24 protein-coding genes are annotated in these 25,263 nt (G+C 69.9%); 8 read left to right on the forward strand and 16 right to left on the reverse strand.

The features are described from left to right. Nucleotides 1-12: 12 nt before the first annotated feature. The 4 genes from qcrB to ctaE form a co-directional block, all read right to left on the reverse strand. Nucleotides 13-1,638 (reverse strand): cytochrome bc1 complex cytochrome b subunit, encoded by a 1,626-nt coding sequence (gene qcrB / locus OG332_RS12690; RefSeq protein ID WP_327413558.1) that lies wholly within the window; start codon nt 1,636-1,638, stop codon nt 13-15. Beyond that, entirely contained in the window at nt 1,635-2,693 is a 1,059-nt protein-coding gene (gene qcrA, locus OG332_RS12695; protein ID WP_327413559.1) for a cytochrome bc1 complex Rieske iron-sulfur subunit, read from the reverse strand. Before qcrA ends, qcrB begins: the two co-directional genes overlap by 4 nt. Next, the gene (qcrC, locus tag OG332_RS12700; RefSeq protein WP_327413560.1) at nt 2,690-3,499 is read right to left on the reverse strand and encodes a cytochrome bc1 complex diheme cytochrome c subunit; all 810 of its coding nucleotides are present in this window, start codon (nt 3,497-3,499) and stop codon (nt 2,690-2,692) included. Before qcrC ends, qcrA begins: the two co-directional genes overlap by 4 nt. A gap of 76 nt (nt 3,500-3,575) precedes the next feature. After that, nucleotides 3,576-4,196 (reverse strand): aa3-type cytochrome oxidase subunit III, encoded by a 621-nt coding sequence (ctaE, locus tag OG332_RS12705; RefSeq protein ID WP_030036314.1) that lies wholly within the window; start codon nt 4,194-4,196, stop codon nt 3,576-3,578. Between the two features lie 199 nt (nt 4,197-4,395). Here ctaE and OG332_RS12710 point away from each other — a divergent pair, with 199 nt between their 5' ends. Further along, nucleotides 4,396-4,800 carry a hypothetical protein gene (locus OG332_RS12710; RefSeq protein ID WP_327413561.1) on the forward strand — a complete coding sequence of 135 codons (405 nt, stop codon included), beginning with the start codon at nt 4,396-4,398 and terminating at the stop codon, nt 4,798-4,800. A 51-nt stretch (nt 4,801-4,851) separates the two neighbouring features. Here the strand turns inward: OG332_RS12710 and OG332_RS12715 are convergent, their stop codons facing one another. The 4 genes from OG332_RS12715 to ctaC form a co-directional block, all read right to left on the reverse strand. Continuing rightward, nucleotides 4,852-6,099 carry a L,D-transpeptidase gene (locus tag OG332_RS12715; RefSeq protein WP_327413562.1) on the reverse strand — a complete coding sequence of 416 codons (1,248 nt, stop codon included), beginning with the start codon at nt 6,097-6,099 and terminating at the stop codon, nt 4,852-4,854. A gap of 127 nt (nt 6,100-6,226) precedes the next feature. Further along, nucleotides 6,227-6,625: a cytochrome c oxidase subunit 4 gene (locus tag OG332_RS12720; RefSeq protein ID WP_327413563.1), complete on the reverse strand. Its 399-nt coding sequence runs from the start codon at nt 6,623-6,625 to the stop codon at nt 6,227-6,229. Beyond that, nucleotides 6,622-8,355: an aa3-type cytochrome oxidase subunit I gene (gene ctaD / locus OG332_RS12725; protein ID WP_327413564.1), complete on the reverse strand. Its 1,734-nt coding sequence runs from the start codon at nt 8,353-8,355 to the stop codon at nt 6,622-6,624. Before ctaD ends, OG332_RS12720 begins: the two co-directional genes overlap by 4 nt. Next, a complete protein-coding gene (gene ctaC, locus OG332_RS12730; protein ID WP_327413565.1) occupies nt 8,352-9,323 on the reverse strand; it encodes an aa3-type cytochrome oxidase subunit II in 972 nt (323 codons plus the stop codon). The genes ctaD and ctaC overlap by 4 nt, the downstream gene beginning before the upstream one ends. A 291-nt stretch (nt 9,324-9,614) precedes the next feature. On the opposite strand from ctaC, the gene OG332_RS12735 reads away from it, so the two are divergent. Continuing rightward, entirely contained in the window at nt 9,615-10,994 is a 1,380-nt protein-coding gene (locus tag OG332_RS12735) for a cysteine desulfurase/sulfurtransferase TusA family protein (RefSeq protein ID WP_327413566.1), read from the forward strand. Nucleotides 10,995-11,281: 287 nt separating this feature from the next. Here the strand turns inward: OG332_RS12735 and OG332_RS12740 are convergent, their stop codons facing one another. Beyond that, nucleotides 11,282-12,256 (reverse strand): carbohydrate kinase family protein, encoded by a 975-nt coding sequence (locus OG332_RS12740; RefSeq protein WP_327413567.1) that lies wholly within the window; start codon nt 12,254-12,256, stop codon nt 11,282-11,284. Between the two features lie 131 nt (nt 12,257-12,387). On the opposite strand from OG332_RS12740, the gene OG332_RS12745 reads away from it, so the two are divergent. Then, a complete protein-coding gene (locus OG332_RS12745) occupies nt 12,388-12,627 on the forward strand; it encodes a hypothetical protein (protein WP_327413568.1) in 240 nt (79 codons plus the stop codon). Nucleotides 12,628-12,704: 77 nt separating this feature from the next. Continuing rightward, a complete protein-coding gene (locus OG332_RS12750; protein WP_327413569.1) occupies nt 12,705-14,153 on the forward strand; it encodes a hypothetical protein in 1,449 nt (482 codons plus the stop codon). Nucleotides 14,154-14,252: 99 nt separating this feature from the next. On the opposite strand, the gene erpA is transcribed toward OG332_RS12750, so the two are convergent. Then, nucleotides 14,253-14,609 carry an iron-sulfur cluster insertion protein ErpA gene (gene erpA / locus OG332_RS12755; RefSeq protein ID WP_030010511.1) on the reverse strand — a complete coding sequence of 119 codons (357 nt, stop codon included), beginning with the start codon at nt 14,607-14,609 and terminating at the stop codon, nt 14,253-14,255. A gap of 293 nt (nt 14,610-14,902) precedes the next feature. Here erpA and nadA point away from each other — a divergent pair, with 293 nt between their 5' ends. After that, nucleotides 14,903-16,090, forward strand: a complete 1,188-nt coding sequence (gene nadA, locus OG332_RS12760) for a quinolinate synthase NadA (RefSeq protein WP_319721042.1) — start codon at nt 14,903-14,905, stop codon at nt 16,088-16,090. Between the two features lie 99 nt (nt 16,091-16,189). Here the strand turns inward: nadA and OG332_RS12765 are convergent, their stop codons facing one another. The 3 genes from OG332_RS12765 to cobS all read right to left on the reverse strand — a co-directional run bounded on the left by OG332_RS12765 (nt 16,190) and on the right by cobS (nt 21,096). Continuing rightward, nucleotides 16,190-19,327 carry an efflux RND transporter permease subunit gene (locus OG332_RS12765; protein WP_327413570.1) on the reverse strand — a complete coding sequence of 1,046 codons (3,138 nt, stop codon included), beginning with the start codon at nt 19,325-19,327 and terminating at the stop codon, nt 16,190-16,192. Nucleotides 19,328-19,465: 138 nt separating this feature from the next. After that, nucleotides 19,466-20,203 carry a response regulator transcription factor gene (locus OG332_RS12770; RefSeq protein WP_327413571.1) on the reverse strand — a complete coding sequence of 246 codons (738 nt, stop codon included), beginning with the start codon at nt 20,201-20,203 and terminating at the stop codon, nt 19,466-19,468. Nucleotides 20,204-20,274: 71 nt separating this feature from the next. After that, nucleotides 20,275-21,096 (reverse strand): adenosylcobinamide-GDP ribazoletransferase, encoded by an 822-nt coding sequence (gene cobS / locus OG332_RS12775; RefSeq protein WP_327413572.1) that lies wholly within the window; start codon nt 21,094-21,096, stop codon nt 20,275-20,277. 70 nt (nt 21,097-21,166) lie between these two features. On the opposite strand from cobS, the gene OG332_RS12780 reads away from it, so the two are divergent. Further along, a complete protein-coding gene (locus OG332_RS12780; protein WP_327413573.1) occupies nt 21,167-21,943 on the forward strand; it encodes a hypothetical protein in 777 nt (258 codons plus the stop codon). 96 nt (nt 21,944-22,039) lie between these two features. Here the strand turns inward: OG332_RS12780 and pspAA are convergent, their stop codons facing one another. Together pspAA and OG332_RS12790 are read right to left on the reverse strand one after the other, a co-directional pair. Further along, complete coding sequence (pspAA, locus tag OG332_RS12785) at nt 22,040-22,318, reverse strand: PspA-associated protein PspAA (protein WP_327413574.1); 279 nt, start codon at nt 22,316-22,318, stop codon at nt 22,040-22,042. Nucleotides 22,319-22,331: 13 nt separating this feature from the next. Continuing rightward, nucleotides 22,332-23,126: a PspA/IM30 family protein gene (locus OG332_RS12790; RefSeq protein ID WP_078987145.1), complete on the reverse strand. Its 795-nt coding sequence runs from the start codon at nt 23,124-23,126 to the stop codon at nt 22,332-22,334. A gap of 261 nt (nt 23,127-23,387) precedes the next feature. On the opposite strand from OG332_RS12790, the gene OG332_RS12795 reads away from it, so the two are divergent. Together OG332_RS12795 and OG332_RS12800 are read left to right on the forward strand one after the other, a co-directional pair. Next, a complete protein-coding gene (locus tag OG332_RS12795; RefSeq protein WP_327413575.1) occupies nt 23,388-23,996 on the forward strand; it encodes a DUF3043 domain-containing protein in 609 nt (202 codons plus the stop codon). A 74-nt stretch (nt 23,997-24,070) separates the two neighbouring features. Next, nucleotides 24,071-24,778: a class I SAM-dependent methyltransferase gene (locus tag OG332_RS12800; protein WP_327413576.1), complete on the forward strand. Its 708-nt coding sequence runs from the start codon at nt 24,071-24,073 to the stop codon at nt 24,776-24,778. Nucleotides 24,779-24,975: 197 nt separating this feature from the next. On the opposite strand, the gene OG332_RS12805 is transcribed toward OG332_RS12800, so the two are convergent. Next, nucleotides 24,976-25,188, reverse strand: a complete 213-nt coding sequence (locus OG332_RS12805; RefSeq protein ID WP_327413577.1) for a hypothetical protein — start codon at nt 25,186-25,188, stop codon at nt 24,976-24,978. Between the last annotated feature and the right edge of the window lie 75 nt (nt 25,189-25,263).

A 25,263-nucleotide genomic window follows, 5' to 3' on the forward strand; every position in this document is an offset into this window, starting at 1 on the left:
TCGTGCAGGGGATCAGTGGTGGCCGTGGCCGGCCTGGATCTCCTTGTACTCCTCCACCGTGGGCTTCGGAATCTGGTTGTTCTCGGCGTAGAAGCCCTTGCTGAGCTTCGCGCGCAGCTTCTCCGTGGCCTTCACCTTGCGCTCGACACCGTTCTCGTCGACCGTCGGGCCGATCTCGATCGGCTTGTACTGCTCGTGCGCGGTGAGGGTGTGCAGCTTGCCCTGCGGGAGCGGCTCGTGGACCTCGACGAACTCACCGTGCGGCAGACGCTTGATGATGCCGGTCTCGCGACCGTGCAGCACCTTGTCGTGGTCCCGGCGCTGGAGGCCGAGGCAGATCCGCTTGGTGACGATGAAGGCGAGGACCGGGACGACGAAGAAGCCGATCCGGACGAACCAGGTGATCGAGTTGATCGACAGGTGGAAGTACTGGGCGAACATGTCGTTGCCGCCGCCGATGAGGAGCACGATGTACTCCGCGATCCAGGCGACACCGAAGGCCGTACGGGTCGGGACGTTGCGCGGGCGGTCCAGGATGTGGTGCTCGCGCTTGTCCCCGGTGACCCAGGACTCGATGAACGGCCAGACGGCGATCGCACCCAGCACCAGCGGGAAGAGCAGCAGCGGGATGAACACGCCCAGGACGAGCGTGTGGCCCCACAGGTTGATCTCCCAGCCGGGCATGGCACGGATCAGGCCTTCCGGCATGCCCATGTACCAGTCGGGCTGCGCACCAGTGGACACGTGGTCCGGGCGGTACGGGCCGAGCGCCCAGATCGGGTTGATCGAGGCGATGGCCGCGACGGCCGAGATGACACCGAAGACCAGGAAGAAGAAGCCTCCGGCCTTGGCCATGTAGACCGGCAGCAGCGGCATGCCGACGACGTTGTTGTTCGTCTTGCCGGGACCCGCGAACTGGGTGTGCTTGTGGTAGAAGACCAGGATCAGGTGGGCCACGAGCAGGCCCATCATGATGCCGGGCAGCAGCAGGATGTGCACCGAGTAGAACCGCGCGACGAAGTCGCCGCCCGGGAACTCCCCGCCGAACAGGAACATCGACAGGTACGTGCCGACGACCGGGACGGACAGGATGGCGCCCTGCATGAAGCGGACACCGGTACCCGAGAGCAGGTCGTCCGGCAGCGAGTAACCGGTGAAGCCGGTGAACATGCCGAGGACCAGCAGCAGGAAGCCGAAGATCCAGTTGACCTCGCGCGGCTTGCGGAACGCGCCGGTGAAGAAGACGCGCATCATGTGCACGATCATCGCCGCGACGAAGATCAGCGCCGCCCAGTGGTGGATCTGACGGATCAGCAGGCCACCGCGGACGTCGAAGCTGATGTCGAGCGTCGAGGCGAAGGCCTCGGACATCATGACGCCCTGCATCGGCACGTACGAGCCGTGGTACACGACCTCGTTCATGCTCGGGTGGAAGAACAGCGTCAGGTACACACCCGTGAGGATGATGATGATGAAGCTGTAGAGGCAGATCTCACCCAGCATGAAGGACCAGTGGTCCGGGAAGATCTTGCGCATGTTGGCCTTGGCCAGGCCGTAGATGCCCAGGCGGCTGTCCGCCCAGTCCGCTACGCGCTCGCCGGCCGGCGCTTTGCGCTCGTTGTTGTCGCTGGTGCTCATCCGCGCTCCCAGAATGCAGGACCGACGGGCTCTTCGAAGTCGCCGAGCGCTTCGAGGAAGCCTTCGTCATTCACGCCGATCCGCAGCTGCGGAAGCGCGTGACCGGCCGGGCCGAAGATGACACGGGCGCCGTCGGAGAGGTCGAAGGTGGACTGGTGGCACGGGCAGAGCACGTGGTGCGTCTGCTGCTCGTACAGGCTGATCGGGCAGCCGACGTGGGTGCAGATCTTGGAGTAGGCCACGATCCCGTCGTGGGACCACTCCAGCTCCTGCTTGTCCTTGATGTCCTCCGGCTGGATACGGACGATCATCAGGGCGGCCTTGGCGATCTGGACCTGGAAGTCGTGCTGCTCCTCCTCCAGGCCTTCCGGCCTGACGAAGGTCAGCGACCCGACGAGCACGTCCTCGGGACGCAGCGGCTCGTTCGTGTTGTCGTTGATGAGCAGCTTGCCCTTGGCCCACACGGTCTTGCGCAGCTTCTCCTCGGGCAGCGGGCCCAGGTCGCGCATGATCATGACGGCGGAGAGCGGCAGCATGGCCAGCGCACCCAGCATCGTGTTGCGGATCAGGGGACGGCGGCCGATCCCGGACTCGTTCGCACCGTCGGCGAAGTCCTGCAGGACCTGCGCCTTGACCTCCGGCGGCGCCGCGATCTCGTGGCGCTCGGCGGCGACCTCCACGTCGGACATCAGGGTGCGGGCCCAGTGGACCGCGCCCGCGCCGATGCAGAAGAGGGCCAGGCCCAGCGTCATGCCCAGGGCGAAGTTGAGCGCGCTGACCTTCCCGATGGGGAAGATGTAGACGATCTTGTCGACCGGGAAGATCACGTAGGACGCGATGAAGCCGATCGTGGCCAGCATCGACAGCGTGAACAGCATCGCGACGGTGCGCTCGGAGCGCTTCGCCGCCCGCTCGTCGATGTCCTGGATACGCGGCTTGTGGACCGGGAGGCCCGGGTCGGCGAACGGGTCGTCCGCGACCGCTACGGCACCGTGGTGCGCGTCGCCCTGCTCGCTCGGCAGGTGCTTCTCTTCGGGAATCTCTTGGCTACTCATGACTTCTTGGCCTTAGCGGTGTGGGCCGCGACCCAGACGGCGACAGCGATCAGCGCACCCAGCGCGAAGATCCAGCCGAACAGACCCTCGGAGACGGGGCCGAGGCCACCGAGCTTCAGGCCGCCAGGGCTGACCGACTTCTCGCCGTTCACGTTCTGGAGGTACGCGATGATGTCCCTCTTCTGCTGCTCCGGCATGGTCTGGTCCGGGAAGGAGGGCATGTTCTGCGGGCCGGTCTGCATGGCCTCGTAGATGTGCTTCGGGTCGACGCCCTCAAGGTTGGGGGCGTACTTGCCGTTCGTCAGCGCGCCGCCCTCACCGGTGAAGTTGTGGCACTGCGCGCAGTTGTTGCGGAACAGCTCACCACCCCTGGCGATGTCGGCACCTGCCGGGTCGTACTGCTTTGCGGTCGGCGTGATCGGACCGGCGCCGAGGGACGCGATGTACGCCGCCAGCTGGTCGATCTGCGCCTGTTCGTAAATGACGGGCTTCTTCGGCACCTGGGCGCCGGGCTGCTGGGCGGGCATGCGGCCCGTGCTCACCTGGAAGTCGACGGCCGCGGAGCCGACGCCGACCAGGCTCGGGCCGTCAGAGGAACCCTGACCGCCGGTTCCGTGGCAGCTTGCGCAACCCACGGCGTAGAGCTTCTTGCCCTCCTCGATGGCGAGGGACTGGGCGGTTTCATCGGCCTGCGCCTTGCCCGCGGGAGCAAAGGCGGCGTACAGCCCCCCAGTGGCCGCCAGCGCGAGGAGTAGAACGACGACCGCCGCCAGCGGATGGCGTCGTCGTGCGGAGAGCTTTTTCACGGATTACCCCGGTGTCAGGATCTTCTGCGTCGGTGTGTCTGGATGGAGTGCCGGGTCGGGCCCGGTGACGTGTTCGCTACTTGATCAGGTAGATCGTGGCGAAGAGGCCGATCCAGACGACATCGACGAAGTGCCAGTAGTAGGACACGACGATGGCCGACGTGGCCTGTTCGTGGGTGAACCTCTTGGCCGCGTACGTCCGGCCGAGGACCAGCAGGAAGGCGATGAGACCGCCCGTCACGTGCAGACCGTGGAACCCGGTGGTCAGGTAGAAGACCGAGCCGTACGGACCGGACGAGAGGCTCATGCCCTCGTGCTTGACCAGCTCGGTGTACTCGAACACCTGGCCGCCAATGAAGATCGCACCCATGACGAACGTGATGATGAACCACGTCCGGAGCTTCTTCACGTCACCGCGCTCTGCGGCGAATACGCCGAGCTGGCAGGTGAGCGAGGAAAGCACCAGGATCGTCGTGTTCGTCGCCGAGAAGGGCAGATTCAAGGCCGAAGCCTGCTCTGTCCAGTACTCGGGGCCTGTCACGGATCGCAGGGTGAAGTACATCGCGAAGAGGGCCGCGAAGAACATCAGCTCGGAACTCAACCAGATGATGGTTCCGACGCTGACGAGGTTCGGCCGGTTGACCGTCGGGTGCGCGTGCCCGGTATCTACTGTCGTTGCTGTCGCCACGACCGACATTATGTCGGTCGCTTATCCCGCCCTCACCCCGGGGGGTGCCGTTCGGAGTGTCAGCGGCGTGTGCAAGGCCCGAACGGCCCATCAGATGACCTCGGTGGGATGTCCCGTGCACATGTCCGAACCGATGTTGACAGCGCATCGGGAGGAGTAGCATCCCGCGCAACATCAACGTGATTCACGGGACACGTGGAGGAACGAAATGCGGGCGACTGCGCGGGTTCTGGTCTACAGCGACGACGCGGGCACCCGAGAGCAGGTGCGGCTGGCGGCCGGACGCCGGCCCGCCGCGGACCTGCCGCCGGTGGAGTTCGTGGAGTGCGCGACGCTGCCGGCGGTCCTGACAGAGCTGGACGCGGGCGGCATCGACGCGTGCGTGCTCGACGGCGAGGCGGTTCCGGCCGGGGGCATGGGCGTGTGCCGGCAGATCAAGGACGAGATCTTCCGGTGTCCGCCGGTGCTGCTGCTGATGGGACGCCCCCAGGACGCCTGGCTGGCCACGTGGAGCCGCGCGGACGCCGCCGTGACCCTTCCGGTGGACCCGGTGGAGTTCGCGGAGGCCCTGGCGGGCGTTCTGCGCTCCCGCCTCTCCTCCTCGGCCGCCTGACGGAGCGCCTGCGGGCCCACGGGTTCCCGTGGGCCCGCAGCGCGCTTCCCGTCACACAGTGGGCCGCAGGCGGGCCTGGTCCATCGGGTGGCGGCCTTCCTGGGTGCCCTTGAGGAGGGCGCTGCCCTGGCGCCAGTCCTTCCAGTCCATGTTCCAGTCGCCGAAGCCGTTGCCGAAGATGTCCATGTCGTCGCCGATGCTGTTGATCACCTGGACGATGTCGCCCTCGGTGATGTTCTCGTAGAACCAGGCGGCGTTGCCCGTGCTCATACCGGTGCAGCCGTGGCTGACGTTCTCGTAGCCCTGGGAGCCGACGGACCACGGCGCGGCGTGGACGTATTCACCACTCCAGGTGACACGGGTGGCGTAGTAGACGGGCAGGTTGTAGTACTCGCTGCCGCCGATGCCGACCGTGTCGCCGCGCATCTGGACGAAGTACTGCTTGCCGAGGACCACCTTGACCCCGTTGCGGGTGGAGAAACCGGGCTTGCCGGTGGTCACCGGAATGGTGTTGATCACTTCTCCGTTGCGCTTGAACGTCAGGTAGTGCGAGGAGGCGTCGGTGGTGACCTCGACCCGGTCCCCGATCTCCAGCTTCAGCGGCTTCGACGCGACCCCGTGGAGTTCGTCGGTGATCCTGATGCCCTCCAGGTTGCTCCGTACGGAGACGGCGGAGTTGGCGGGCCAGTAGTCCTTCGGGCGGTAGTGCAGGTTCTTGTCGTCCACCCAGTGCCAGGCGCCCTCGACTCCGGGCGGGGCGTCGACGATCAGGCCCCGTTCCACGATCGCGCGGGCGGCCTTGTCCTTGACGGGCTCGCTGAGCTCGGCGGTGAGGGGCTGTCCGACGCCGTACTTGCCCTCGTCCGGGCCGAATTCGACCTTCAGGACCCCTTTCGACGGGGTCGTGTTGAAGGTGAGCGTGCGCTGCCCCGGGGCGCCCCGCTCGTCCTCGGTGCTCACGGTGACCGTGTAGCGGACTCCTGAGGCCATCGGGACCGTGCTGTGCCAGCGGTCGCCGTTGGCGCTCAGCTCGCCCGCCAGGCGGCGGCCGTGGGTGTCCACGGCCAGCACGTCGGTGATCCGGCCGCCACCGGCCTTGGCGGTGATTTCGAGGGGTCGGTCGGGATCCACGGGGCGGCTGCCGGCGGTCTGGTTGGAGGCGACCTGATCGCCCGCGTCGTACGGGCGGGCGGACAGCGGGTTCTTGTCGCCGGACCCGCATGCGGTGGCGCCGGCCCCGAGGGACGCGACCAGCAGGGAGCAGCCGAGTACCGTCCAAAGACGCGGTGAGTGCTTCATGGGGCCAACGCTATGAAGATATGACAATTACGGCGCGCGGGATGACTGCAAACGAGGGGCCCGGACTCCTCCGAAGAGGTGTCCGGGCCCCAAGTGCTCGCGCGGCACGGCCGCGCGCGGGTGCTGCCTACTGGTTCGCGTTCTCACCGCGGTAGTACTCGTACACCCAGCCCCACAGGCCGATCACGATGATCGGGGCCGAGAAGTACATGAGCCACCAGCCGAAGATGACGCCCATGAAGGCGAGCGCGCCACCGACGGCCAGCGAGAGCGGCTGCCAGCTGTGCGGGGAGAAGAACCCCAGCTCGCCGGCCTCGTCGGCGACGTCGGCCTCCAGGTTGTCCTGGGCCATCTCGTCGACGCGCTTGGCCGTGAAGGCCAGGTAGTAGCCGATCATGACGCTCAGGCCGAAGCCCAGGAAGAGCGCGGTGGTACCGACGGGCTCCTTCGACCACACGCCGTACACGACGGCCATGATCAGGATGAAGACGGAAAGCCAGAGGAACAGCTTGCCCTGGATCTTCACTTGCCGGCCTCCTTGCCACCGGTGACGGCCTGGGCGGCCGCGCTGTGGTCCTCGAGGTGGTCGAGGGCCGCGATCTCCGGGTGGTGCAGGTCGAACGCCGGGGACTCGGAGCGGATCCGCGGCAGGGTGAGGAAGTTGTGCCGCGGCGGCGGGCAGGAGGTCGCCCACTCGAGCGAACGGCCGTAACCCCACGGGTCGTCGACCTCGATCTTCTTGCCGTACTTGGCCGTCTTCCAGACGTTGTACATGAACGGAAGCATCGACAGGCCGAGCAGAAAGGAGCTGATCGTGGAGATCGTGTTCAGCGTGGTGAAGCCGTCGGCCGCGAGGTAGTCCGCGTAACGACGCGGCATGCCCTCGGCGCCCAGCCAGTGCTGCACCAGGAACGTGCCGTGGAAGCCGATGAACAGCGTCCAGAAGGTGATCTTGCCGAGGCGCTCGTCCAGCATCTTGCCCGTGAACTTCGGCCACCAGAAGTGGAAGCCGGCGAACATCGCGAAGACCACGGTGCCGAAGACGACGTAGTGGAAGTGCGCGACGACGAAGTACGAGTCGGAGACGTGGAAGTCCATCGGGGGCGAGGCCAGGATGACGCCGGTCAGACCACCGAAGGTGAAGGTGACCAGGAAGCCGATCGTCCAGAGCATCGGGGTCTCGAAGGACAGCGAGCCCTTCCACATGGTGCCGATCCAGTTGAAGAACTTCACACCGGTCGGTACCGCGATCAGGAAGGTCATGAAGGAGAAGAACGGCAGCAGCACACCGCCGGTGACGTACATGTGGTGGGCCCACACGGTCACCGAGAGGCCGGCGATCGCGATCGTCGCGGCGATCAGACCGATGTAACCGAACATCGGCTTGCGCGAGAAGACCGGAATGATCTCGGAAACGATTCCGAAGAACGGCAGCGCGATGATGTACACCTCTGGGTGTCCGAAGAACCAGAAGAGGTGTTGCCACAGCAATGCGCCGCCGTTCGCGGCATCGAACACATGCGAACCGAACTTGCGGTCGGCCTCCAGCGCGAAGAGCGCGGCGGCCAGCACCGGGAAGGCGAGCAGGACCAGGACACCGGTCAGCAGCACGTTCCAGGTGAAGATCGGCATGCGGAACATCGTCATGCCGGGTGCGCGCATGCAGATGATCGTGGTGATGAAGTTGACCGAGCCGAGGATCGTGCCGAAGCCCGAGAAGGCCAGACCCATGATCCACAGGTCGGCGCCGATGCCCGGCGAGCGGACCGCGTCCGACAGCGGGGAGTAGGCGAACCAACCGAAGTCGGCGGCGCCGTTCGGCGTCACGAAGCCGGCCACCGCGATGGTCGAGCCGAAGAGGTACAGCCAGTACGCGAACATGTTCAGCCGCGGGAACGCCACGTCGGGCGCGCCGATCTGCAGCGGCATGATCCAGTTCGCGAAGCCCGCGAACAGCGGGGTCGCGAACATCAGCAGCATGATCGTGCCATGCATGGTGAACGCCTGGTTGAACTGCTCGTTCGACATGATCTGCGTACCCGGACGGGCCAGCTCGGCGCGCATGAAGAGCGCCAGGATGCCGCCGATGATGAAGAACACGAACGACGTGAGCAGGTACATCGTGCCGATGGTCTTGTGGTCGGTGGTGGTGAGCCACTTCACGACCACGTTGCCCGGCTGCTTGCGCCGTACCGGCAGCTCGCTCTCGTACGAGTCAGCTGCGGCGGCACCCTGGGATTCGTTGAGGATGCTCACAGTTTGTTCACTTCCGCATTCCGGGCCGGGTCGGTCTGCTGGATGCCGGCGGGCAGGAAGCCGGTCTGGCCCTTCTCGGCCAGCTCCTTCAGGTACGCCTGGTACTTCTCGGGCGAGACCACCTTGACGTTGAAGAGCATCCGGGAGTGGTCGACGCCGCAGAGCTCGGCGCACTTGCCCATGAAGGTTCCCTCTTGGCTCGGGGTGACCTCGAAGACGTTGGTGTGGCCCGGGATGACGTCCTGCTTGAACAGGAAGGGGACCACCCAGAAGGAGTGGATGACGTCGTTGGACGACAGGATGAAGCGGACCTTCTCACCCTTGGGCAGAACCAGGGTCGGGCCCGGGTTGCCCGTCTGGGGGTTCTTGTCGCCCGGGACGCCCTTCTCGTAGACGCCCTCGGCGCCCGCCGGGAAGGCCTTCGTGAAGCGGTCCGGGATCGAGGCGAGCTCCTTGGGGACCTCGCCCGTCCTCGGGGTCGCCGCATCGCCGTCGACGTTCTCGACGTAGTTGAAGCCCCAGCTCCACTGGAAGCCGATCACGTTGATCGTGTGCGCCGGCTTCGAGAGGGCGAGCAGCTTCGACTCGTCACGCGCGGTGAAGTAGAAGAGCACCGAGACGATGATGAGCGGGACCACGGTGTACAGCGCCTCGATGGGCATGTTGTACCGGGTCTGCGGGGGGACCTCCACCTTCGTCCGGCTGCGCCGGTGGAAGATGACGCTCCAGATGATCAGGCCCCAGACCAGGATGCCCGTGACGAGCGCGGCCGCCCAGGATCCCTGCCACAGGGAGAGGATGCGCGGCGCCTCCTCGGTTACCGGAGTCGGCATTCCGAGGCGGGGAAAGTCTTGCCATGTATACGAGCAACCAGTGGCGGTCGCCAGGACCACGCCCGCAGTCAGCGCCTGCAGCAGCTTCCGCCGCATCGGGCGCCGCGGCGAGCGGTCGGAGCCGTAGGGACTCACGTAGCGCCTTCCCGAGAGTCTCGGCCCGCGCGGCCGGCCGCGGCCGTGTTCGGGTCGGTCGCCGGCCCTGACGCAGGCAGGGGTTTGGATGTTTATGCGGACCAAACCCTACTGGACGCTATTTGGGGTCGCGCGGGGAGGGTGCCCAACGCGCCGCTACAGCCCCCGAAGGGATGGATCCGCCGTCCGGGGGACGGCGGATGCGGCCCTGAATGGCGGACTCCGGAGCACAACTGACGCCCCCTGACCTCGGACGCTCCCAGACCCGCCGCCTTGCCTTACGGTGGCCGGATGCCGTACTTCGACAGCGCGTCCGCCGCCCCCCTGCACCCCGTGGCCCGGCAGGCGTTGCAGGCCTCCCTGGACGAGGGCTGGGCCGATCCGGCCAGGCTGTACCGGGAGGGCAGGCGTGCCCGGCTGTTGCTGGACGCGGCGCGGGAGGCCGCGGCGGAAGCGGCTGGATGCCGCCCCGACGAGCTCGTGTTCACTCCTTCGGGGACGCACGCGGTTCACACGGGGGTGGCGGGGGTCCTCGCGGGGCGCCGGCGCGTCGGCGGTCATCTGGCCGTGTCCGCGGTCGAACACAGTTCCGTGCTCCACGCGGCGGCGGCGCACGAGGCGCACGGCGGGACGGTGACCGAGGTCCCGGTGGACCGGTCGGGCGCGGTGACCGCGGCCGGGTACGCGGACGCGCTGATCCCGACGACCGCCCTCGCCTGCCTCCAGTCGGCCAACCACGAGGTGGGCACGGTCCAGCCGGTGGCGGAGGTGGCCGAGGTCTGCGCGGCGGCCGGGGTGCCGCTGCTGGTGGATGCGGCGCAGTCGCTGGGCTGGGGTCCGGTGGAGGGCGCCTGGTCGGTCCTGGCCGCGAGCGCCCACAAGTGGGGCGGCCCGCCCGGCGTGGGCTTGCTGGCGGTCCGCAAGGGGGCCCGATTCGCCCCCCAACACCCTTCTGACGAGCGGGAGTCGGGACGCTCCCCCGGGTTCGCGAACCTCCCCGCGATCGTGGCGGCGGCGGCGTCCCTGCGGGCCGTACGGGCCGAGGCCGACGCGGAGGCGGCCCGGCTGCGGATCCTGGTGGACCGGATCCGGCGGCGGGTGGTGCGGCTGGTCCCGGACGTGGAGGTGGTCGGCGACGCGGACCGGAGGCTGCCGCACCTGGTCACCTTCTCCTGCCTGTACGTCGACGGGGAGACGCTCCTGCACGAGCTGGACCGGGCGGGCTTCTCGGTCTCCTCGGGCTCCTCGTGCACGAGCTCCACACTGACCCCCAGTCACGTGCTGCGGGCGATGGGCGTGCTGTCGGAGGGGAACGTACGGGTGTCCCTGCCGCCGGGGACCACGGCGGAGGAGGTCAACGCGTTCCTGGAGGTGCTGCCGGGTGCGGTGGCGGGCGTACGGGAGCGGCTCGGCGTCTCGCAGCCGCCGGCGGTGCAGCCGGTGGCGGACTTCCTGGAACTCGACGCGCTCGGCCTGCGGTGCCCGCAGCCGGTGATCGAACTGGCCCGGGCCATCTTCCGGGTTCCGGTGGGCGGCACGGTCACGGTCGTCTCCGACGACGAGGTGGCCCGGCTGGACATTCCGGCGTGGTGCGCGATGCGGGGCCACGAGTACGTGGGCGAATCCCCCCGCGACACCGGCTCCGCCTACACGGTCCGCCGCCTGCTGTAACCCGGGGCTCCGCCCGTGTTTCAGCCTCGCCGGCGTTTGAGTGGGGGTCCGGGTGCGGCGCCCCCGGCGGCGGCGCCGCACCCGGCATCGGGCAGGACCACCGGCTCCGCCGGCGCACCGGGCTCCGCCCGGACCCGCGCCGCCTCAATCGCCGGCGGGGCCGGATTTTGCCGGCGTCAGCCCTCGCGTGCGCGCAGCGCAAGCTCTGCGTTCGGCGGAGCGGGGTCCGGGGCGCGTCCCGGCGGCGGGGGCGGGAGACCCCCACCGCTCGGGCACAGCGGCAGCGACTAGGCCAGGTGGGCGCGGACTTCGGCGGCGGCCTCTTCGCCGTAGGCCTTCGTGAAGCGCTCCATGAAGTGGGCCCGGGCCAGGGTGTACTCCTGGGTGCCGAGCGTCTCGATGACCAGCGTCGCGAGCATGCAGCCCAGCTGCGCCGCCCGCTCCAGGCCCACACCCCAGGCCAGCCCCGTCAGGAACCCGGCGCGGAACGCGTCGCCGACACCCGTCGGGTCGACCTTCGCGGTCTCCTCCGGGCAGCCGACCACGATCGGGGCCTCGCCGACCCGCTCGATCTTGACGCCGTTGGAGCCCAGCGTGGTCACCCGCGTGCCGACCTTCGCGAGGATCTCCGCGTCCGTCCAGCCCGACTTCGACTCGATGAGGCCCTTCTCGTACTCGTTCGAGAAGAGGAACGTCGCGCCCTCCATCAGGGTGCGGATGTTGTCGCCGTCCATCCGGGCGATCTGCTGCGAGAAGTCGGCGGCGAAGGGGATCCCCCGCGTCCGGCACTCCTCCGTGTGGCGCAGCATCGCCTCGGGGTCGTCCGCGCCGATCAGGACCAGGTCCAGCCCGCCGACCCGGTCGGCCACGGACTTCAGCTCGATCAGGCGGGCCTCGCTCATCGCGCCCGTGTAGAAGGAGCCGATCTGGTTGTGGTCGGCGTCCGTGGTGCACACGAAGCGCGCGGTGTGCAGCACCTCGGAGATCCGGACGGACTCGGTGTCGACGCCGTGCCGGTCCAGCCAGGCGCGGTACTCGTCGAAGTCGGAGCCGGCGGCTCCGACCAGGATCGGGCGGCTGCCGAGCTGCCCCATGCCGAAGCAGATGTTCGGGCCGACGCCGCCCCGTCGCACGTCGAGGTTGTCGACGAGGAAGGAGAGGGAGACCGTGTGCAGCTGGTCGGCGACCAGCTGGTCGGCGAAACGGCCGGGGAAGGTCATGAGGTGGTCGGTGGCGATGGAGCCGGTGACTGCAATGCGCACGGCGTGGACGCTCCTGCTGAGGACGGCGAGGGACAGTCAAAACTACCCGGTAAGCGACCCCAGGCCGAACCCCAGAAACTACCCCTTAGTAGCTCTTTCTTCGCGAGAGCCCCGATGCCTACGGTGCCTTCATGACCTATACCGATGGTTACGGCTACGGCGAGTACACCGCGGACAAGCGCGGCACGGAAGCCCCCCGGCAGCCCGGCTTCGCCCGGCTGCTGGGCGACTGCGCCCGGATGGCCCCGCACTGGGCGGTCCCGGCGGACCCCCGTCCGGCCCGCGTGGCGCCCTCGCAGATCCACGGGATCAGCGTCCCCTCGGCCTCGGCGCGGCTGATCGCCTCCACCGCGGCGTACGGGGACCAGTAGGAGGCCGGGGAACCGGTTGCGCCCCTGTTCCGTCACACCCGCATCAGACACGGCGGGACCGGTGAAGGAGCGATGCGGTGACCAGCGAACAACCCGACACATCACGCGGCACACGACGGCGGCCCGCCTGGGCCGTCGGCTCGATCGCGGCCGCGGTGCTGCTCGCGGGCGGCGGCACCGCGTACTGGGCGTCCACCGCCCACGGCGACGGCGGGCCGGGCAACCGTACGGGTGACAGCGCGGCCTCCGCGCCCCGTGACGCGGGAGACCCCTCGGGGCCGGGCATCGCGCCCGGTGAGCCCGATCCCTCCGGCGAGGGGGTGGTCTACCGGGCCGACGTGAAGCTCCCGGAGGGCCCGGCCTCCGCGCCGGCCTTCGCCGCGTCGGGCGAGGTCACCTCGGCGGAGGTGGCCCGGCTCGCCGCGGCACTCGGCATTCCGGGCGAGCCGCGGCTCGCCGGGGACGTCTGGCTGGCCGGGGAGGCCGCCGACGGCTCCGGTCCCCGGCTCACGGTGAGCCGTACGGCTCCGGGGACCTGGAACTTCGCCCGCTTCCAGGCGCCGACCAACGGCACCGGGGACGACTGCGCCCGCGGCAAGGACACCTGCGGGCCCGCGACCGTCCCGCAGGACGGCGGCGCGGTACCGGGCGCGGACAAGCCCGCGGCCTCGGCCAAGCCGGTGTCCGAGGAGGCGGCCAAGGCCGCCGCGGCGCCCGTACTGGCCGCCGCGGGGCTGGACGGGGCGAAGCTGGACGCCCGGCTGGCCCAGGGTTCGGTGCGGGTGGTGAGCGCCGATCCGGTGCTCGGCGGGCTGCCCACGCAGGGCTGGTCCACGAAGGTGAGCGTGGCCGGCGACGGCTCGGTGGTGGGCGGCAGCGGCGAGCTGAAGGCCCCCGTACGGGCGGCCGAGCAGCCGGTGGTCGGGGCCGTGGAGGCGCTGGCCAAACTGAACGCGAAGTCGAGCGGCAGGGAGGGCGGCCCCGACCCCAGCGGCTGCGCCACCGCGGTCCCGCTGGGGCCGGACGCCCCGGTGGCGGCCACCGACACGGTGCCGTGCAACCCGGAGCCGCGGCCCATGAAGCCCCCGCGGACGGAGACGGTCCAGGGTGCGGTGCTCGGGCTGGCCCCGGGCACGGTGAACGGCTCGCGGGGCCTGGTCCCGGCCTGGCTCTTCGAGGTGGCGGGCCGCGGCGGGGCGCCCGCGCACACGGTGGCCCAGCCGGCCGCCGCCGAGGAGAGCGCCCCCGGCCCGAAGGGCGGTCGTACCGTGCCCGGATTCTCGTACGCGGAAGCCGACCGGAAGCTGACCGTGAACTTCTGGGGCAGCGTGTGCAGCACCTACGCCCTGGAGGCGCGGGAGTCGGCCGATTCGGTCCTGGTGAAGATCACGGACACCCCGAACAAGCCGGGTCAGGCCTGCATCATGCTCGCGCAGGAGATGTCCCTGACGGCCACGCTGCAGCAGCCGCTGGGCGACCGGAAGGTGCTCGACGCGACCTCGGGCAAGCCGCTCCCCCGGCAGTAGGAGCGGGCGCCCGGCTCCCGGGCATGCGACGAGGGCCCGCCTCCGGTCGATGCGACCGGAGGCGGGCCCTCGTCCTAGGACGTACGGAGCGTCCGGGGCTTAGCTGAACGAGTCGCCGCAGGCGCAGGAGCCCGTGGCGTTCGGGTTGTCGATCGTGAAGCCCTGCTTCTCGATGGTGTCGACGAAGTCGATGGACGCGCCGTGGAGGTACGGGGAGCTCATCCGGTCCGTGACGACCTTCACACCGTCGAAGTCCTTCACGACGTCGCCGTCGAGGGAGCGCTCGTCGAAGAAGAGCTGGTAGCGCAGGCCGGAGCAGCCACCGGGCTGGACGGCGACGCGCAGCGCCAGGTCATCGCGGCCTTCCTGCTCCAGCAGGGTCCTGACCTTTTCGGCGGCGGCGTCGGACAGGAGGATGCCGTCGCTCACGGTGGTCTTGTCGTCCTGTACGGACATCTGCATTCACTCCCGAAGTGGGCGGCTCCCCGCCGGAGACGGGGAAACGTCGGACTCTTGCCGTCGGTGGCAACGAGCGGGACCGCGGATTCATTCCGGGACCCGACGCTTGTTTCAGATATTCCATGCTCGCACACCGCGCGCGGGGCGGGTTCGACGAATCGAGGGCTGATGCGTCACATTGACACTATCGGGCATCGTCAAACTGACGTGAAGCGGTTATGATAGATAACGTCAAGTAGACGAGAAGTCGAAGCGATGATCCAGAAGTCCCTTGTCGCAGAACAGAAAGGGTGCGTGTCGTGACCACCGCCCAGCCGTTGGACGTCCAGCCGACGCCCCTTGCCCTGCTGCTGCTCGGCCGCGAGGCCGACCCCAAGAGCGAGCGCGGGGTGGAGTGCCCCGGCGACCTGCCCTCGCCCTCGGACCCGAACCTCGTGGAGCGTGCCCGCGCGGCCAAGGAGAAGCTCGGGGACAAGGTCTTCATCCTCGGCCACCACTACCAGCGTGACGAGGTCATCGAGTTCGCCGACGTCACCGGCGACTCCTTCAAGCTGGCCAAGGACGCGGCCGCCAAGCCGGAGGCCGAGTACATCGTCTTCTGCGGCGTGCACTTCATGGCCGAGTCCGCGGACATCCTGACCTCGGACGACCAGAAGGTGGTCCTGCCGGACCTGGCCGCAGGCTGCTCGATGGCCGACATGGCCACCGCCGAGCAGGTCGCGGAGTGCTGGGACGTACTGACCGAGGCCGGCATCGCCGGTGCGACGGTTCCCGTCTCCTACATGAACTCCTCCGCCGACATCAAGGCCTTCACCGGCAAGCACGGTGGCACGATCTGCACCTCGTCCAACGCGAAGAAGGCCCTGGAGTGGGCCTTCGAGCAGGGGGAGAAGGTGCTCTTCCTCCCGGACCAGCACCTGGGCCGCAACACCGCCGTCCGCGACATGGGCATGTCCCTGGACGACTGCGTGCTCTACAACCCGCACAAGCCGAACGGCGGCCTGACCGCCGAGCAGCTGCGGAACGCCAAGATGATCCTGTGGCGCGGGCACTGCTCGGTCCACGGCCGGTTCTCGGTCGACTCGGTCAACGACGTCCGCGCCCGCATCCCCGGCGTGAACGTCCTGGTCCACCCCGAGTGCAAGCACGAGGTCGTGGCGGCCGCGGACTACGTCGGCTCGACGGAGTACATCATCAAGGCGCTGGAGGCGGCCCCGGCCGGCTCCAAGTGGGCCATCGGTACCGAGCTGAACCTGGTCCGGCGCCTGGCGAATCGATTCGCCGCGGAGGACAAGGAGGTCGTCTTCCTCGACAAGACGGTCTGCTTCTGCTCGACCATGAACCGCATCGACCTGCCGCACCTGGTGTGGACCCTGGAGTCCCTGGCCGAGGGGACCCTGGTCAACCAGATCCAGGTCGACAAGGAGACGGAGAGCTTCGCGAAGCTCGCCCTGGAGCGCATGCTCGCCCTGCCGTAACCGTCGTGCCGGAACGCCGGAGGGGCGCCCCCAGCTGGGGGCGCCCCTCCGGCGTTCCGGTCGGTGGGCAGGCGCGGGCCCGAGGGCCCGCGCCTGCCGTCAGACCTTCGCGGGCTCGCCGTCCGTCTCGTCCGCGGACTCCTGCGGGGTCGGGACCACCGTCAGGCGGGCGCGCTTCTTCGCACGGCGGCGCTCCTTGCGGAGCTCGACCATCGTGTAGAGGGTCGGCACCAGGAGCAGCGTCAGCAGGGTCGAGCTGACCAGGCCGCCGATCACCACGACCGCGAGCGGCTGCGAGATGAAGCCGCCCTCGCCGGTGACGCCCAGCGCCATCGGGAGCAGCGCGAAGATCGTCGCCAGGGCCGTCATCAGGATGGGGCGCAGACGGTGCCGGCCGCCCTCGATGACCGCTTCGACGACGCCCAGGCCCTGGGCGCGGTACTGGTTGACCAGGTCGATCAGGACGATCGCGTTGGTCACCACGATGCCGATGAGCATCAGCATGCCGATCATCGCCGGGACGCCCATCGGGGTGCCGGTGACGAGGAGCAGGCCGAGTGCGCCGGTCGCCGCGAACGGGATGGAGACCAGCAGGATCAGCGGCTGGATCAGCGAGCGGAAGGTCGCGACCAGCAGCATGAACACGATCGCGATGGCCGCGAGCATGGCCAGGGCGAGCGAGCCGAAGGCCTCGTCCTGGTCCTCGGAGACGCCGCCGATGGAGGCGGTGGCGCCCTCGGGCAGGTCCAGGGCCTTGAGCTTCGTCTGGAGCTCGGCGCTGACCGCGCCCGTGTTGTCGCCCTGCGGCCTCGCGGTGACGGTCGCGGCGCGGGCGCCGTCGATCCGGGTCATCGCGACCGGGCCGGGGACCTCCTTGACCTCGGCGATGTCGCCGAGCTTGACCGGGCCGACCGGGAGCGCCTGCAGTTCGGCCAGGGTGGTGGCCGGCTGCGCGGACTTGATGACGATGTCCCGCTCGGTGTCGTCCAGTACGGCCTTGCCCGCAGGGTTGCCCCGTACGGCCTGCGCGACGATCGCACCGAGGGCGGCCTGGTTCAGGCCCGCCTCCGCGGCCTTGGGGGTGGCGGTCACCGAGATGCGGGGCACGGACTGGGACAGGTCGCTCTGCACGTCGGTGACGTTGTCCAGCTCGGCCACCTCGGCGCGGACCTGCTCGGCGGCCTTGGCGAGGACCTCGCCGTCGCCGGCCTTGACGACCACGCTGAGGTTCTGGCTGCCGAAGGCGTCGCCCGCCGAGATCCGGGTGTCGCCGATGCCGTCGAGCCCGGCCAGCTTGTCCTCGATCTGCTTCTTCACGGCCTCCCCGTCGCCCGCGTCCTTCAGCGAGACCTGGTACGAGGCCTGGTTGGAGCCCGTACCGCCGCCGAAGGCCGCGAGGAAGCCGGAGGAGCCGACGGTGACCTGGTAGCTCTTGACGCCCTCGACCGAGGCCAGCACCTTCTCGATCTTGCGGGTCGCCTCGTCGGAGGCGGCCAGCGAGGTGCCGGGGGCGAGCTCCTGCTTGACCGTCAGGACTTCCTGCTCGCCCTGGTCGAAGAAGTTGGTCTTCAGCATCGGGGTCATCCCGAAGGTGCCGAAGAGGACGACCACGGCGATGGCCACACTGGTCAGGCGGCGCCGGGTGGCGAAGCCGAGGACCCGTACGTAGAACCTCTGCAGGCGGCTGCGCGCCTCCTTCTCCTCGGCCTCGCGCCGGGCCTTCGCCGTGCTCTCGGCGTCCCCGGCCGTGACGCCCTTGGGTGCGCTGAGGAACCAGTACGAGAGCACCGGCACGACCGTCAGCGAGACGAGCAGCGAGGCCAGCAGGGCCGCGGTGACCGTGAGCGAGAAGGAGCCGAAGAGCTCGCCGATCATGCCGCCCGTGAGGCCGATGGGCAGGAAGACGGCGACGGTGGTGAGCGTGGAGGAGGTGACCGCGCCGGCGACCTCCTTGACCGCGGTGATGATGGCGGCCTCGCGCTCCTCGCCGTAGCCGAGGTGGCGCTTGATGTTCTCCAGGACCACGATCGAGTCGTCGACGACGCGGCCGATGGCGATGGTGAGGGCGCCCAGGGTCAGCATGTTGAGCGACAGGTCGCGGGTCCACAGCACGATCAGCGCGAGGACGACGGACAGCGGGATGGAGACCGCGGTGACCAGCGTCGAGCGCAGCGAGGCCAGGAACACCAGGATCACGATCACCGCGAAGAGCAGGCCGAGCAGGCCCTCGGTGGTGAGGCTGGAGATGGACTTGGCGACGGCCGGGCCCTGGTCGCTGACGACGGTCAGGTCGGCGCCGGCGCCGAGGGTGGAACGCAGCTCGGGGAGCTTGTCCTTGACGGCGTCGGAGATGGCGACGGCGCTGCCGTCCTTGTCCATGGTGAGGACGAGGGCGAGGCTGGGCTTGCCGTTGGTACGGGTGATGGAGTCGGCCTTGGCCGCCTCCTGCTTCACGGTGGCGACGTCGCCGAGGCGGACGGCCGGCTTGCCGGGGCCGGGGCTCAGGCGCAGGTCCTCCACCTGGGCGAGGGAGGTGTAGCCGGCGCCCACCCGTACGGTGCGGTTCTTGCCCGCCTCGTCGAAGGAGCCGGCGGGTACGGCCGCGCCGCCCGCCTGGAGGCCCTGGGCGAGCGCGGCGCCGTCGAGGCCCGCGGCCGCGAGCTTGGCCTCGTCGGGGGTGACGGTGACCTGGAGGTCCTGGACGCCGTCGACGCTGACCTGGCCGACGCCCTCGATGTCCGACAGGACGGGGACGACGGACCGTTCCAGCTGGTCGGCGAGCGCCTGCTGGTCCTTGTCGGAGGTGACGGCGAGGATGACGGTCGGGATGTCGTCGGTGGAACCGGCCACCACCTGCGGGTCCACCTCGGCGGGCAGCCGGACGCGGGCCCGGTTGACGGCCTGCTGGACGTCGGCGACGAGCTGCTTGGTGCCGCTGTCGCCGTAGTCGAAGGTGGCCATGATGAGGGCGTTGCCCTCGCTGGCCGTGGAGGTGATGCCGGTGATGCCGTCGACGCCCTTGAGCATGGCCTCGATCGGTTCGACGACCTGCTTCTCCACCACGTCGGGCGAGGCGCCCTGGTACGGCGCGAGCACGGACACCATCGGCAGTTCGATGGAGGGCAGCAGCTGCTGCTTGAGCTGCGGGACGGCGATGGCGCCGAAGAGGAGCGCGACGATCGACACGAGGCCGACCAACGCTCTTTGGGCAAGGCTGAAGCGGGACAGCCACGACATGGGTATGAGATCTCTCTGCAGGGAACGAACGCGAGGGCACTCCCACCCTGTCCCACACGGCGGCGCGTTTTCGTCGCTCCCAGGTGCCGTCCTTATGTGCGGCATACCGCGTCCGCAGTACGCCGCAGTACTGCGGTGCTACTCCGCGGACTCCGCGCGCGGCCGGACCAGGCCCGATTCGTAGGCAATGACCACCAATTGCGCCCGATCGCGGGCGCCGAGCTTGGCCATGGCCCGGTTCACGTGGGTCTTGACGGTGAGCGGGCTGACCTCCAGCCGTCCGGCGATCTCGTCGTTGGACAGCCCCGCGGCGACGTGTACGAGGACCTCGCGCTCCCGGACCGTCAGCGCGGCGAGCCGCTGCGCGTGCATCCCGGCTGAGGCTCCGCCGGCGGCCGGGTCGGCGCCGCCGCCCTGCGCGAGGAAAGTGGCGATGAGGCCTTTGGTGGCGGCCGGGGAGAGCAGTGCCTCGCCGGCGGCGGCCACGCGGATGGCGTTGAGCAGCTCCTCGGGCTCGGCGCCCTTGCCGAGGAAGCCGGAGGCGCCGGCCCGCAGGGCCGAGACCACGTACTCGTCGACCTCGAAGGTCGTCAGCATCACCACGCGCACGGCGGCGAGTTCCGGGTCGGCGCTGATCATGCGGGTGGCGGCGAGTCCGTCGGTACCGGGCATCCGGATGTCCATGAGCACGACGTCGGCGCGGGTGCGGCGGGCCAGTTCGAAGGCCTGCGCCCCGTCGGAGGCCTCACCGACGACCTCCATGTCGGGCTCGGAGTCGACGAGCACCTTGAAGGCGCTGCGCAACAGTGCCTGGTCGTCGGCGAGCAGCACCCTGATGGGCGCGGCGGCGGGCAGGTCCGTCGGCGTGTCGTCCACGGGGTGAGCGTACGCGGGCCCGCCCGGGCCGGCCGCACGGGTCCCGCCGGACCGGACGACGCTCGGGTGGATCAGCCCAGGGCCAGGACGATCAGGGCGGCGGTCGCCGCGACCTCGGCCAGGGCGCCGAAGACGTCGCCGGTGACCCCCTCGAAGCGGCGTACGCAGCGGCGGAGCAGCAACTGCGCGGCGAGCAGGGCCACCAGGACCGCCGCCGCCTGCCGGCCGGCGGCGGGCAGGCCCAGCGGGAGGGCCGCGGCCGCGGCCGCCGCGACGACGAGCACGGCGATCGCGGCGGCGACGGCGCGCGGGACCACCCCGGCGACGGCGGCGCCGAGCCCGCCGGGGCGGGCGGCCGGGACGCCTTCGCGGCAGGCCAGGGTCATGGCGAGGCGGGCCGTCACGGCGGCGACCACGGCGGCGAGGGCGCCGCGGATCCAGCTGTCGGCGTACACGTCGGACAGGGCCGCCACCTGCACCAGCATCACGATCACCAGGGTCACGACGCCGAAGGGGCCGATGTCGGACTGCTTCATGATGCGCAGGGCCTCGTCGGCCGGTTTGGCGCTGCCCAGGCCGTCCGCCGTGTCGGCGAGCCCGTCCAGGTGCAGTCCCCGGGTCAGCGCGGCCGGTACGGCGACGGTGACGGCCGCCGCGAGCAGCGGGCCCCCGCCGAGCACCAGCAGGAGCACCCCGGGCACGGCCGCGAGCACGCCCACGACCAGCCCGGCGAGCGGGGCGCAGGCCATCCCGGTGCGGGCGGCGGGACGGTCCCAGCGGGTGATGCGGGCGGGCAGCACGGTGAGGGTGCCGAACGCGAAGCGGAGGCCGTCGGGGAACGAGGCGCGTTCCGGGGGCGGCGTCAGGGGCGGACCATCGAACGAATCTGTCATCGGCGGGAACGCTACCCCCTCGGCGTGAGCGGTAAATTACCCATTACGTGCCAAATAGGGAGTCCGTGGGATGGGTCACTGGTGGTATCGGAACATCGTCGAACCGGGCAAGCTCCCCCTGCTGCTCGCTCTGGTCTCCTTCGTGATGTCGTTCCTGGTCACCCGTGTGATCACCCGGATGATCCGGGCCGGCCGGGGCCCGTTCAAGAACGTCACCCCCGGCGGTCTGCACATCCACCACGTCGTCCCCGGCGTGATCCTCGTGATCATCGGCGGCTTCGGCGCGGTCGGCGCCGGCCGGTACGGCTTCGCCGGGGCGCTCTCGGCCGTGATCTTCGGGCTGGGCGCGGGCCTGGTCCTGGACGAGTTCGCGCTGATCCTGCACCTCGACGACGTCTACTGGAGCGAGCAGGGCCGCAAGAGCGTGGAGATCGTGGTCGTGACGGCGGCGGTCGTGGCCCTCGTCCTGGGCGGGTTCGTGCCCTTCGGGGTGAACGACCTGACCCCCGAGGAACGCCAGAGCCGCGGACTGGTCGCCATGAACGCGGCCGGCAACTTCTTCCTGGCCCTGATCGCCCTGTGGAAGGGCAAGGCGCGCACCGCGCTCTTCGGCGTGATCGTCCCGTTCGTGGCACTGGTCGGTGCGATCCGGCTGGCCCGGCCCGGCTCCCCGTACGCGAAGAGGTTCTACGCGAACCGCCCGCGCGCCCGCGCCAAATCGGGACTGCGCGCCTTCCACCACGACCGGCGGTGGGCGGGGCCGCGCCGCAAGTTCGAGAACTTCATCGGCGGCACCCCCGACCCCGAGCGGACCGCGGTCTCCCTGGAGAAGCCGCCCCCGCAGTGACGCCGACGGGGCAGTGACGCCGACGGGCCCTCCCCCGGAAGGGAAGGGCCCGTCGTGTCGTCGGTGTGTCCGTGTGTGCGGTACGTCCGCCCGGGATCAGCCGGGGATCAGCCCGTCGTCGCTGAGCATCTCCCTGACCTCGTCGAGGCTCGCGTCGGGACCGGGCAGGATCAGCTCGGACGGCTCCAGCGCGTCGTCCGGGAGCGGCTCGCCCAGCCGCCGTACCGCTTCGAGCAGGGCGCCCAGCGTGCGCCGGAAGCCCTCCGAGTCCCCGCTCTCCATCTCCGCGAGCAGTTCGTCGTCCAGCTTGTTGAGCTCGGCGAAGTGGCTGTCGGCCAGCTCCACCTGGCCCTCCCCCATGATGCGGACAATCATGACGGGCCCCGTCCTACTGCTTGTCGAACCGGTGCTGGGTCTGCGGCTGCTGGGCGCTGCCCGGGGCACCGCCCTCGATGGCCTGCTGCTGCGCGGACGGGCCGCCCGCCAGCTCGGCCTTCATGCGCTGGAGCTCCAGCTCCACGTCCGTGCCGCCCGACAGGCGGTCCAGCTCGGCCTGGATGTCGTCCTTGGAGCCCAGCCCGCTCTGGTCGTCGAGCGCGCCGGAGGCCAGCAGCTCGTCGATCGCGCCGGCGCGGGCCTGCAGCTGGGCGGTCTTGTCCTCGGCCCGCTGGATGGCCAGGCCGACGTCGCTCATCTCCTCGGAGATGCCGGAGAAGGACTCCGCGATCCGGGTCTGCGCCTGGGCCGCGGTGTAGGTGGCCTTGATGGTCTCCTTCTTCGTCCGGAAGGCGTCCACCTTGGCCTGGAGCCGCTGGGCGGCGAGGGTCAGCTTCTCCTCCTCGCCCTGCAGGGTCTGGTGCTGCACCTCCAGGTCGCTGACCTGCTGCTGGAGCGAGGCGCGGCGGGACAGGGCCTCGCGGGCCAGGTCCTCGCGGCCGAGGGCGAGGGCCTTGCGGCCCTGGTCCTCCAGCTTGGCGGACTGCCCCTGGAGCTGGTTCAGCTGCAGCTCCAGGCGCTTGCGGGAGGTCGCCACGTCGGCGACCCCGCGGCGCACCTTCTGCAGCAGCTCCAGCTGCTTCTGGTACGAGTAGTCGAGGGTTTCGCGCGGGTCCTCGGCCCGGTCAAGGGCCTTGTTCGCCTTCGCGCGGAAGATCATCCCCATACGCTTCATGACACCGCTCATGGGCTTCGCGCGCCCCCTTCTAGACGGACTGTGCTCCAGGTCACCGACAGAACCCACAGTACGGGCCCTGTCTCCATTACCGCACTGTTCGAGTACGGATGCGCTCCTCCTCCAGGACGACTACACCCGCGCCGTATCAGGCGTAAGGAGTAGGTGATCCCAGGAGAGGCGGCCACCGCACACACCGTGCAATGGGAAGACGCCCGCCGTTGCCGGATCGTTCCCCAGCGGGGTGGGGCCCGTGCCCGCAACCACGTAGGCTTGGGTTTTGTGTTTGGTAGCCGCTCCTCCAAGGAAGAGAAGGCCGCCGCCACCGACAAGGTGAGCGCCGACCTCTCGCAGCCCCGTGACCCGCAGGCCCCGAAGGGCCGCCCTACGCCGAAGCGTGCTGTGGCCCAGTCGCAGCGCAAGGCCGTGGTGGCCTCGACCGGCAACCGCAAGGAGGATGCCAAGCGAGCCCGTGAGCGCCGCCGCGCCGAGATGTCCAAGCAGCGCGAGGCGCTGGCCAGCGGCGACGAGCGTTACCTGCCCACCCGGGACAAGGGCCCCGTGCGCCGGTACGTCCGCGATTTCGTGGACTCCCGCTTCTCGGTCGCCGAGATGTTCCTGCCCCTGGCCGTGGTCATCCTGGTCCTCAGCATGGTCCGGCAGCCGCAGATCCAGAACATCGCGCTGCTGCTGTGGCTCGGCGTGATCGCCCTGATCATCCTGGACTCCATCGGCCTGGTGTTCCGCCTGCGCAAGGCACTGAGCACGCGCTTCCCGGACGAGCCCCGCCGCGGCGCCATCGCGTACGGCCTCATGCGCACCCTCCAGATGCGCCGGCTGCGTCTGCCGAAGCCGCAGGTCAAGCGCGGGGAAAGGCCCTGAGCGGATTCTCCGAGGGCGCGCGGATCTGGCTCGAGGGCCTGGGCGGACTCCGTAACGCCGTCCGGCAGGAACTGGTGGGCCGCCAGGTCGACGAGCAGATCGCGCACCGCTTCCCGGTCGGGCAGCGGCTGCGCGTCCTCGACGTCGGCATGGGCCAGGGCACCCAGGCGCTGCGGCTGGCCCGCGCCGGTCACAAGGTGACGGGCCTGGAGAAGGACCCCGGCATGCTGGCCGTCGCCCGTGAGGCGCTGGCCGAGGAGCCCTCCGGGATCCGCGACCGCGTGCAGCTCCTGGAGGGGGACGGGCGCGAGACCGGCGCCCACTTCCTGCCGGGCAGCTTCGACGTGGTGCTGTGCCACGGGGTGCTGATGTACGTGCCCGAGCCGGACGCCATGCTCGCCGGGCTGGCCCGGATGCTCGCACCCGGCGGTCTGCTGTCCCTGCTGGTGCGCAACGGCGACGCGCTCGCCATGCGGCCCGGGCTGGACGGCGACTGGAAGGGCGCCCTCGACGCCTTCGACGGCACCGACTACACGAACCGGCTGGGCCTGGACGTGCGCGCCGACCGGCTGGCCGGGCTCACGGCCACGCTGTCCGGGATCGGCGCACCGCTGGGGGCCTGGTACGGCGTACGCGTCTTCACCGACGGCACCGAGGCGGGCGAGGTCCTGCCGCCCGACGAGGAGCTGGAGCGGCTGCTGGCCGCCGAGGACCGCGCGGGGCGGACCGACCCGTACCGCGGCGTCGCCGCGCTGCTGCACCTGTGCGGTGTACGGGGTTGACCCCCGCGGCACACCCAGCCCCTCCGGCGTTTGAGGAGCGGGGTCCGGGGCGGAGCCCCAGGAATCCCGGCTCCGCCGGGCACCGGGCTCTGCCCGGACCCTCCCCCAGACTTCGTCCGGGGGACCCCCACTCAAACGCCGGCGAGGCCGAGGTTGCCCGGCGGCTCCCGATCACGGCCGCCGAGCCCCCGGCAGGGTCAGGCCTCCAGGGCCGAGCGCAGGCTCATCGTGTAGAGCTCGGTCCCGGTGTCGTCGGACAGCTTCACCTGCTCGGTGCCGCCTTCCAGCAGGTTCTTCCAGTACTCGCCGATCCAGGACTCCGCGTCCCCCTGCGTGGTGAACTCCTCGGGTACCACCGACGGGCTCGTCTCGGTGCCGTCGGCCGTCTCGAACCGCCACGTCCACGCCATGTCCGCCTCCGTTGCTCGTCCGCTGCTCGCACGCTTCTGCCTTGAGTCTGCCCGCAGAGTAACCGGGCGCGCAGC

This window comes from Streptomyces sp. NBC_01233, assembly GCF_035989305.1.
In the GTDB taxonomy this organism is placed as follows: domain Bacteria; phylum Actinomycetota; class Actinomycetes; order Streptomycetales; family Streptomycetaceae; genus Streptomyces.